The 10,053-nt window shown below is 73.0% G+C and carries 7 protein-coding genes; 1 reads left to right on the forward strand and 6 read right to left on the reverse strand.

The window, feature by feature from the left end:
* Positions 1 to 1,753: ATP-dependent helicase (locus tag ACVNF4_RS26585; protein WP_461805402.1), on the reverse strand; the 1,753-nt coding region annotated here is incomplete at its 3' end.
* A 184-nt stretch (positions 1,754 to 1,937) separates the two neighbouring features.
* Here ACVNF4_RS26585 and ACVNF4_RS26590 point away from each other — a divergent pair.
* Positions 1,938 to 2,195, forward strand: a complete 258-nt coding sequence (locus ACVNF4_RS26590; RefSeq protein ID WP_461805403.1) for a mycoredoxin — start codon at positions 1,938 to 1,940, stop codon at positions 2,193 to 2,195.
* Between the two features lie 80 nt (positions 2,196 to 2,275).
* Here the strand turns inward: ACVNF4_RS26590 and ACVNF4_RS26595 are convergent, their stop codons facing one another.
* The 5 genes from ACVNF4_RS26595 to ACVNF4_RS26615 all read right to left on the reverse strand — a co-directional run.
* Entirely contained in the window at positions 2,276 to 3,073 is a 798-nt protein-coding gene (locus ACVNF4_RS26595; protein WP_461805404.1) for a hypothetical protein, read from the reverse strand.
* Positions 3,074 to 3,194: 121 nt separating this feature from the next.
* Entirely contained in the window at positions 3,195 to 4,139 is a 945-nt protein-coding gene (gene nudC / locus ACVNF4_RS26600) for an NAD(+) diphosphatase (RefSeq protein WP_461805405.1), read from the reverse strand.
* A 66-nt stretch (positions 4,140 to 4,205) separates the two neighbouring features.
* Positions 4,206 to 5,627: a dipeptidase gene (locus ACVNF4_RS26605; RefSeq protein ID WP_461805406.1), complete on the reverse strand. Its 1,422-nt coding sequence runs from the start codon at positions 5,625 to 5,627 to the stop codon at positions 4,206 to 4,208.
* Between the two features lie 10 nt (positions 5,628 to 5,637).
* Positions 5,638 to 9,057 (reverse strand): UvrD-helicase domain-containing protein, encoded by a 3,420-nt coding sequence (locus ACVNF4_RS26610; RefSeq protein WP_461805407.1) that lies wholly within the window; start codon positions 9,055 to 9,057, stop codon positions 5,638 to 5,640.
* 64 nt (positions 9,058 to 9,121) lie between these two features.
* On the reverse strand, positions 9,122 to 10,053 hold a 932-nt coding region (locus ACVNF4_RS26615), incomplete at its 5' end, for a RecB family exonuclease (protein WP_461805408.1).

A 10,053-nucleotide genomic window follows, 5' to 3' on the forward strand; every position in this document is an offset into this window, starting at 1 on the left:
GGCCCGCCAGGAAGCGGGAGGGGCGGCGGCTGGGGCGGCCTCCGGGGGAGCGGGCGAGCGCCCAGGAGACGTGCAGCCGCTCGCGCGCGCGGGTCACCCCGACGTAGAGCAGCCGCCGCTCCTCCTCGATCTGCTCGTCGGTGCGGGCGTAGGTGATCGGCATCATGCCCTCGGCGACGCCGACCAGGAAGACGACGTCCCACTCCAGGCCCTTGGCGGAGTGCAGGGAGGCGAGGGTGACGCCCTGGACGGTCGGGGCGTGCTGGGCGTTCATCCGCTCGTCGAGTTCGGCGATCAGGTCGGCGAGCGTGGCGTCCGGTTTGGCGGCGGTGAAGTCGCGGGCGAGGTGGACCAGCGCGGCCAGGGACTCCCAGCGCTCTCTGACGGCCCCGGAGCCCGCCGGGGGCGCGGGAGTCCAGCCCTCGCCGGAGAGGACGGCACGTACCTGTGAGGGCAGGTCCACGGCGTCGTCGAGCGCGGTGTCGTTGCCGCCGAAGCGGGCGGCGGCGCGCAGGGAGGCGGTCGCCTTGCGGATCTCGGGGCGGTCGAAGAACCGCTCGGCGCCGCGCAGCTGGTAGGGGATGCCGGCGTCGGCGAGGGCCTGTTCGTAGGTCTCGGACTGGGAGTTGGTACGGAACAGGATCGCGATCTCTGCGGCTGGGACACCGGCGGCGATGAGGTCGCGGATGCGGCGGGCGGCGCCCTCGGCCTCGTCGGGTTCGTCCGTGTACTCGGTATAGGCCGGTTCGGGGCCGGGCGCGCGCTGGGAGATCAGCTCCAGGCGGTGGTCGGCGGCCCGGCCGCTGGCCTGGGCGAGGAGGCCGTTGGCGAGGTGGACGACCTGGGGGGTGGAGCGGTAGTCGCGGACCAGCTTGACGACGGTCGCGCCGGGGTGGCGGGTGCGGAAGTCGAGGAGGTGGTCGGGGGTGGCGCCGGTGAAGGAGTAGATCGTCTGGCTGGCGTCGCCGACGACGCACAGGTCGTCCCGGTCGCCGAGCCACAGCTCCAGGAGGCGCTGTTGCAGGGGGCTGACGTCCTGGTACTCGTCGACCACGAAGTGCTGGTACTGGGCGCGGACCTGGTCGGCGATGTCCCGGCGGTCCTGGAGGACGGCGACGGTCAGCAGCAGGACGTCCTCGAAGTCGATGACGCCGCGCTCGCGTTTGAGGTTCTCGTAGGCGGCGTAGAGCTGGGCCAGTTCGGCGGGGTCGCGGGGGGCGTCGCGGCCGGCCTTGACGACGGCGAGCGCGTAGTCGGCGGGGACGGTCTGGGTGACCTTGCACCACTCGATCTCGGCCGTCGCGTCCCGCAGTTCGCCGCGGTCCAGGCGCAGCCCGCAGGAGACGGCCGCGTCGGCGACGAGCTGGAACTTGCGGTCGACGAGGCGAGGCAGGGCGCCGCCGATCGCCTTCGGCCAGAAGTACTGGAGCTGGCGCAGGGCCGCGGAGTGGAACGTCCGCGCCTGGACGCCCTGGGCGCCGAGCTGGCGCAGCCGGCCGCGCATCTCGCCCGCCGCACGGTTGGTGAACGTGACGGCGAGGACGCTGGAGGGCTGGAGGATGCCCGCGCGGACCCCGTAGGCGATGCGGTGGGTGATCGCCCTGGTCTTGCCGGTGCCCGCCCCGGCCAGCACGCACACCGGGCCGCGCAGGGTGGTCGCCACCTCGCGCTGCTCGGGGTCCAGCCCTTCGAGCACCGCGTCGGCCGATTCCGGTGCCTGCGGGAAGAGAGGGGAAGGCGTTGCTGCTGTCACACCGCCATGCTGCCAGGTCCGCGGAGAAGGGCGGGAAAGTTATCCACAGGGGTGACCCGATTGTCGTACCGCTGCGGCGGACGTCACGTACGGGTGACGGGGAGGGCGGGAATGGTGGCGGATTCCCTTGCGTTTGCCCCTCTGCGAGGACGCATCCCCGACCCGCCGAAGGAGCACGAGAGACATGCCGGGCACTGTGACGATGTACAGCACCACGTGGTGCGGCTACTGCCAGCGGCTGAAGAAGCAGCTGGACCGTGAAGGCATCGGGTACACCGAGATCAACATCGAGCACGACCCGGCCTCCGCGGCCTTCGTCGAGAAGGCGAACGGCGGCAACCAGACCGTCCCGACCGTGCAGGTGATTCCCTCCGACGGTGGCCCTGAGGTCGTCATGACGAACCCGAGCCTCGCCCAGGTGAAGCAGGCGCTGGGGGCCTGACCCTCGCGCGACGCAACCCCCGACCGGCCTGACGCTGATCGGGGGTTCTGTGTGCCCCGACGGCAGGACGAGGCCCGCTCTCAGAGCGTGAGCACAGGCCGCGTGGAGAAGTCCTCGCAGAGGTCTTCGCCGTCCGGGCCGTACACGAACTCGGCCATGACCGGGTTGCGGTTGGCGGTGGCCAGCGGCAGCCATGCGAGGAGGTGGCCGTAGCCGCCGCACACCGACTCGCCGCCGTCTCCGCCGTGGACCGCGGTGGCTTCGCTCGTCAGTTCCGTGCGGTAGGTGTCGTAGGCGATGCGCAGGCCGAAGGCGCTCAGCCGGTTCTGCGGGCCTGTGCGGTCCCCGTAGGGGATGCGGTCGAGGGGGCAGTCGTTCCCCCACCGGAACAGCGTTTCCGCCCCGGCTCCGCAGGCGTGCTCCCACTCGTCGGGGCTCGGCATCCGCAGGCCGCGAGCCGCGAGAACAGCCGGCATGTCGGCTGGCGGCTCGGTCAGGTTCTCGTCCTCCACAGCCATGAGCACCGTGGCCAGGACGACGCTCCGGCGCGGGCTGAGCATCTGCGCGAGGTAGGACCGCAGGTCAGGTCCGTGGCCGAAGCCCTGTTCCAGGCTCTCGGCGTAGTCGGCGGTCTGCTGCGGAGTCGGTTGCCAGCGGTCCAGGTCGAAGCCGAGGGACACCGCCCCTCCGGGTATCAGAGCGAACTCCTGCCCGTTGCGCTCGATCCGGACGCGATGCAGCGGGGCACCGAGGTGCTCCACGGTCTCGATGAGGGTCACCCGGCCGTCCACCGAGCCGGCGGCCTCCTCGGCGACGCGGCGTGCGGCAGACAGTTCGAAGGACCGCCACTGGTCGAGAGTGAGTTCAGCGAGAGGCATGGACCGGAGTGTGGCACGCGGGTCTGACATCGCTCGCGAAACAGAAGATCGGCACGTACGCGCGCGAGAGGGGCGGCTCCCGGTGGCGGTTTCCGGGAGCCGCCCCTCTCGCGTGCTCGGTTCAGATGAAGGTGCGGGTCGGGAGCGGCTTGCCGTACCAGAGTTCGATGAGACGGGCCGCGATGGAGATGCCGTAGGGCGGCAGGACCTCGCCGGACTCGAAGGCGGCGCCCAGTTCGTCGCGGGAGAACCAGCGGGCCTCGTGGATCTCGTCGCCGTCGACGTCGATGCCGGTGGACGTGGCGTGCGCGAGGAAGCCGAGCATCAGGCTGGACGGGAAGGGCCAGGGCTGGCTGGCGACGTACTCGACGCGGCCGACGGTGACGCCGACCTCCTCGAAGACCTCGCGGCGCACGGACGTCTCGATGGACTCACCGGGCTCGACGAACCCGGCGAGCGTCGAGAAACGCCCCTCGGGCCAGTGGACCTGACGGCCCAGCAGGAGGCGGTCCTCGTCGTCCGTGACGGCCATGATGACGGCCGGGTCGGTGCGCGGGTAGTGCTCCGCACCGCAGGCCGGGCAGCGGCGGATGTGCCCGGCGGCGGCGATGACGGTGCGTTCGCCGCAGCGGGAGCAGAAGCGGTGGGTGCGCTGCCAGTTCTCCAGGCCGACCGCGTGGACCATCAGGCCGACGTCCCGCGCGGACAGCAGCAGACCCGCCTCGCGCAGGCCCGCCGGGCGCGCGGACTGGTCGATGCGGCCGGGCAGGGCGTCCTTCTGGAGGGCGAAGTAGCTGACGCCGTCCTCGTCGGTGCCCAGGAAGTAGCGGTGCGCCTCGGTGAGGGGTGCCTCGAAGGAGGGCGTCATGACGAGTTCGGTCCGCCCGTCGGGCGTCTCGTCGATGAGGACCTGTCCGCCGGAGACCACGAAACAGCGGGTGGTGGGGTGGCTCCACGCCGCGGCGAGCCATGCCTCGTCGAGCCGGTGGTGGGCGGCGCGGTCGATGCCGCTGGGTGCGGTGAGCGACACGGGCCGGTCGGCGTTCGGGTCGGTCCAGGTGGTCACGGGTACTTCCAACTCCCCCGGTGCAGCGGTTGGTTCGGCGGGACGTACGGAGGGTGCGGGTGGATCTCAGGGGGCATGACGCCAGGTGCGCGCGAGGTCGTCCCACAGGTGGGCGGTGGTCTCGACGCCCTTGAGGAGCAGGCCGAGTTCGACCTTCTCGTTCGGCGCGTGCCAGCCGTCGGAGGGGACGGAGATGCCCAGGAACAGCACCGGGGCGCCGAGGACCTCCTGGAGGTCGGCGGCGGGCCCGGAGCCTCCCTCGCGGGTGAAGCGGACCGGCTGTTCGAAGGCGAGCCCCATCGCGCGGACGACGGACCGCAGCGCGGGGTGGCCGAGCGGGGTCAGGCACGGGCGCGTGGCGGGGCTGAAGTCGATCTCGCAGCGGATCCCGGCGGGCACCCGATCGGCCACCCACGCACGGACGGCCTTCTCGACGGCGTCGGGGTCCTGTCCGGCGACGAGCCGGAACGACAGCTTCACGAAGGCGGACGCCGGGACGATCGTCTTGCTGCCGGCGCCCTGGTAGCCGCCGCCGATGCCGTTGACCTCGGCGGTCGGGCGTGCCCAGACGCGCTCCAGGGTGCTGTACCCGGCCTCCCCCTGGGCGGCGTGGGAGTGCGCGGTGCGCAGCCAGCGGGCCTCGTCGAAGGGGAGTTCGGCGAAGAGGGCGCGCTCCTCGTCGGTGAGGTCGACGACGCCGTCGTAGAAGCCGGGGATCGCCACGCGCGCGTGGCTGTCGTGCAGGGCGGCGACCAGGCGGGCGACCTCGGTGGCGGGGTTGGGGACGGCGCCGCCGAAGGAGCCGGAGTGGATGTCCTGGTCGGGGCCGTGCAGGCGGATCTCGCAGTCGGTGAGGCCGCGCATGCCGGTGCAGACGGTGGGGGTGTCCTCGGCCCACATGCCGGTGTCGGAGACGATCACCGCGTCGGCGGCGAGCCGGTCCGCGTTCGCCTCGACCAGGGCCCGGAAGTTCGGGGAGCTGGACTCCTCCTCGCCCTCGATCAGCAGCTTGAGGTGGACGGCCGGGGTGGTGCGGCCGGTCGCGGCGAGGTGCGCGCGCACGCCCAGGGTGTGGAAGAACACCTGGCCCTTGTCGTCGGCCGCCCCGCGCGCGTAGAGGCGCTCGCCCCTGATGACGGGGTCGAAGGGGTCGGTGTCCCAGCCGTCCTCGCGGGCGGCGGGCTGCACGTCGTGATGGCCGTAGACGAGGACCGTGGGTGCCTCGGGGTCGTCCGAGGGCCATTCCGCGTAGACGGCGGGGGCGCCGGGGGTGGGCCAGACCTCGACGACGGGGAAGCCCGTCCGGGTCAGGGCGGCGGCCAGCCAGTCGGCACTGCGCAGGACGTCCGGTGCGTGCTGCGGCTGGGCGGAGACGGAGGGGATGCGCAGCCACTCGGCGAGATCAGCGAGGAAGGCGGCGCGGTGTTCCCCGATGTACGCGCGGACGGCGCTGACGTCACTGACGGCGCTGTCAATGGGCTGACTCATGTCGACGAGCCTATCCGCCCGCACCGACATCGTCGCCGGGCGCCCGTACCCCCGCGACCGGCTCGGCGGTGGCCTCCTGACCCCGCAGAATCCGCTCCAGAGCGGCTCTTGCGGGCAGTTCCGGGGGCCGGACGACGTCTCCGGTCCTCACGTAGAGGAACGCCGCTGTGACGGATTCCACGGGCACACCCTCCTGCTCGGCCCACGCCAGCCGGTACAGCGCGAGCTGCAAGGGGTCGGCGGTCCGCTCCCGGTGGGTCTTCCAGTCGACGATCTCGTACGACGCGCTCTCGCCGTCGCCCTCCTTGTAGACGGCGTCGATACGGCCCCGTACGACGCGGCCGGCGAGGGAGATCTGGAAGGGGGCTTCCACGCGGTGGGGTGTGCGGCGGGCGTAGTCGGTGCGCTCGAACGCCTCCTTGAGGGCCTCCAGGTCCTGTTCGTCGTCGATCTGCGCGTCCTCGGCGCCGGGGAGTTCCTCGGGCTCCAGGAGGGGCAGGGTGAGCGCCTCCCAGCGGGCCTCCACCCACGCGTGGAACCGCGTCCCCCGGCGCGCGGCCGGTTTCGGGGGCTGCGGCATCGGGCGGGCCAGTTCCTGCGCGAGGCCGTCCGGGTCGTCGGCGAGGCGCATGACCTGGGTGGCGGTGAGGACGGCCGGCAGGGGGACGTCGGTGACGGTCCGGCGCGCGCGCAGCAGTTCGCCGGTGAGGGCGTCGAGGTCGCGATCCCAGGAGGCGATGGTGCGGGCGTCCTCCGGGGTGAGGGGGGTGCTCTGGCGCGCGTGCGGGAGGTGAGGGGGGTGGGGGGTGTCCCCAGGGACGTCGTACGGGTCCGTTTCGTCGTACGGGGGCGTTTCGTCGTACAGGGGGTCGTACGGGTCGTCGTCGTCCGGGGGCGGGGGCCAGTCGGGGTCCTCGTGGGCGTGGGGGGCGTGGGTGGCGGTGGGGTTATCCAGGTGGGTGAGGACGGTGTCGGCGGCGGCTCGGCGGCGGCGCAGGGCGGTTTCGTCGAGGGGGAGCGGCCAGGCGTGGTCGGTGGTGGGATCCTGGAGGGTGGGGTTCTCCTCGCCGTCCTCGGGGGTGTCGGCCCACACCTCGATCTCTCCGTGTCCGGCGGCGCAGTGGTCGTGGAGGGCCGTCAGGAAGCCGGAGGGGCCGCGGGGCTTCTTCTGGGTGGGGCCCCACCAGTGGCCGGAGCCGAGCAGGAGGCTGCGGGGGCGGGTGAAGGTGACGTAGCCGAGGCGGAGTTCCTCGGTGTGCTGGTGGTCCTTCATGTCCTCGTGGAACGCCTTCATACCCTTGGCGTCCCAGCTCAGGACGTCCGGGAGGGTGTCGGCGTCGCCGCGCAGGGCGTGCGGGAGGACCTTGGCCTGGGTGGTCCACTTTTCGCGGCCCTTGGCGCTCGGGAAGGTGCCCTCGACGAGTCCGGGGACGGCGACGACGTCCCACTCCAGGCCCTTGGACTTGTGGGCGGTGAGCACCTTGACGGTGTTCTCGCCGCCGGGGAGGGCGTTGTCGAGGCCCTTCTCGTACTGGGCGGCGGTGCGCAGGAACGCGAGGAAGGCGAGGAGGGTGGCCTGGCCGTCGTGCGCGGTGAAGGACGCGGCGACGTCGAGGAAGTTCGACAGGGTCTCGCGGCGGCGGGCGGCCAGCGCGTGCGGGGACGCCGACAGTTCGACCTCCAGGCCGGTGACGGCGAGGACGCGGTGCAGGACGTCCATGAGCGGGTCGGACAGGGCGCGGCGCAGGTCGCGAAGTTCGGTGGCGAGGTAGGCGAAGCGCACGCGCGCGTCCGGCGAGAACGGGAGCGTGTCGTCGTCGCCCGTGCCGTCGAGGAAGGTGTCCAGGGCGTCCGCGAGGGATATCACCTCGGCCGGGTCGGTGCCCTCGACGGCGGCGGCGAGGCGTCGGTCGGGGTCGTTCTCGTCGTCCACGCGTGCGTGCGTCACGAGTCGGCGGGCCCGGCGGCCCAGGAGGGCGAGGTCGCGGGCGCCGATGCGCCAGCGGGGGCCGGTGAGGAGGCGGACCAGGGAGGCGTTGGCGCCGGGGTCCTGGAGGACCTCGCAGACGGCGACGAGGTCGGCGACCTCGGGGAGGTGCAGCAGCCCGGACAGGCCGACGACCTCCACGGGGACGTCGCGTGCGACGAGGGCGCCCTGGATCTCGGCGAAGTCGGTCGCCGTGCGGCACAGGACGGCGATCTCGCCGGGGGCCGTGCCGGTGTTGACCAGGTGGGCGATGGAGTCGGCGATCCAGTCCAGCTCCTCGGCGTGGGTGCGCAGGAGGGCGCAGCGGACCGTGCCGTCGCGTTCGGCGCCGGGGGCCGGGCGCAGGGCCTCCACGCCCGCGTGCATGGCGCGCAGGGGCTCGGCGAGGCCGTTGGCGAGGTCCAGCAGCCGGCCGCCGCTGCGGCGGTTCTCGCTGAGCGCCTGGCGGGTGGCGGGGCGGCCGTCGGCGTGCGGGAAGTGCTCGGGGAAGTCGTCGAGGTTGGCGACGGAGGCGCCGCGCCAGCCGTAGATGGCCTGGCAGGGGTCGCCGACGGCGGTGACGGGGTGGCCGGTGCCGCCGCCGAAGAGGCCGGCGAGGAGGATGCGCTGGGCGACGGAGGTGTCCTGGTACTCGTCGAGGAGGACCACCCGGAACTCCTCGCGCAGGACGCGGCCGACCTCGGGGACGCCGGCGAGCCGCGCGGAGAGGGCGATCTGGTCGCCGAAGTCGAGGAGGTCGCGGTCGCGTTTCGCGGTGCGGTAGCGGCGTACCAGGGCGGTGAGTTCGCGGCGCGCGGCGGCCGTCTCGGGGACCTTGCGCAGGTCGGCGTTGGTGAGTTTCGCGCCGTCCAGGGCCGTCAGCAGATCGGCGTCCCACGCGCGCAGGTCGTCGGGGGCGACGAGGTGTTCGGCGAGTTCGGCGTCGAGCGCGAGGAGGTCGGCGGTGAGGTCGGCGAAGGAGCGGGTGAGCGCCGGGTAGGGGCCGGGGGCCTCGCGCAGGACGCGCGCGGCGAGCTGGAAGCGGGTCGCGTCGGCGAGGAGGCGGGAGGTCGGCTCCAGGCCGAGGCGCAGGCCGTGGTCGGTCAGGAGGCGGCCCGCAAAGGAGTGGTACGTCGAGATGACGGGCTCGCCCGGGGGGTTGTCCGGGTCGACGGGGTCGGGGTCGGTGACTCCGGCCGCGACGAGGGCCTTGCGGACGCGCTCGGCGAGTTCTCCGGCCGCCTTGTTGGTGAACGTCAGGCCGAGGACCTGCTCCGGGGCGACCTGTCCGGTGCCGACCAGCCACACCACGCGCGCGGCCATCACGGTCGTCTTGCCCGAGCCCGCTCCGGCCACGATCACCTGCGGGGCGGGCGGCGCGGTGATGCAGGCCGTCTGCTCCGGGGTGAAGGGGATGCCGAGGAGCTCTTTGAGCTGCTCGGGGTCGGTGATGCGGGAGGACATGCGGGGAAGGCTAACGGGCGGCACTGACAACGGCGGCCACATGTCATGCCCACCACCTGCGCCTTCACTCCACCACATGCCGTCCTTCCGGCCGTGCGCTGCACGACGCGCGGAAGGCGCAGTGCGTGCAGTGCTGGCCCGCGTCGGGGGTGAACCGTTCGTCCAGGACCTTGCCCGCGGCCGTGGCCAGCAGGTCGCCGACCCACTCGCCGGACAGCGCCTCCTGGGCCTGCACCTTGGGGAGCGTCTCGCCGCCCGCGCGCTGTGCGGCGCCCTGGCGGAGCTGGACGAGTTCGGCGCCGCCCGGTTCGGGCCGCACACCGTCGAAGACCTCGTCGACGGCGCCCTCGCGCACGGCGAGCTGGTAGACGGCGAGCTGGGGGTGGCGGGCGACCTCGGCGGAGGTGGGGGCCTGTTTGCCGGTCTTGAAGTCGACGACGTAGGCGCGGCCGTCGGTGTCGGCCTCGACGCGGTCCATCTGGCCGCGGATGCGCACCTCGTAGTCGCCGGCCCCGAGGGTGACGTCGAAGTCGTGCTCGCTCGCCACAGGTGTGCGTCCCGCGCGGTCGAGCACGTGCCACTTCAGGAACCGTTCGAGTGCCACGCGCGCGTTGTGCTTCTCCTGCTCCGACTTCCAGGGCGCGTCGAAGGCGAGCGCGTTCCACACGGAGTCCAGGCGTTCCATGAGGACGTCGAGGTCGGCGGGGGTGCGCCCGGAGGCGACCTCGTCGGCGAGGACGTGTACGACGTTGCCGAAGCCCTGGGCGGCGGTCGCGGGCGCGTCGGCCTTCACCTCGCGGCCCAGGAACCACTGGAGGGCGCAGGTGTTGGCGAGCTGGTCGAGGGCGCTGCCGGACAGGACGACGGGCTGGTCGCGGTCGCGCAGCGGGACCTTGCTCTCGGTGCGGTCCCACATGCCCCACCAGCGGTAGGGGTGGGCGGCGGGGACCAGCGGGCGGCCGTCCTCGTCGGCGAGCGCGGCGAGGCGGGCGAGGC

The organism is Streptomyces sp. S6 (genome assembly GCF_054880855.1).

Coding starts and splice junctions, on each gene's coding strand:
- ACVNF4_RS26590 (WP_461805403.1), top strand. CDS start 1,938: ATGCCGGGCACTGTGACGATGTACAGCACCACGTGGTGCGGCTACTGC.
- ACVNF4_RS26605 (WP_461805406.1), bottom strand. CDS start 5,627: ATGAGTCAGCCCATTGACAGCGCCGTCAGTGACGTCAGCGCCGTCCGC.
- ACVNF4_RS26610 (WP_461805407.1), bottom strand. CDS start 9,057: ATGTCCTCCCGCATCACCGACCCCGAGCAGCTCAAAGAGCTCCTCGGC.
- ACVNF4_RS26595 (WP_461805404.1), bottom strand. CDS start 3,073: ATGCCTCTCGCTGAACTCACTCTCGACCAGTGGCGGTCCTTCGAACTG.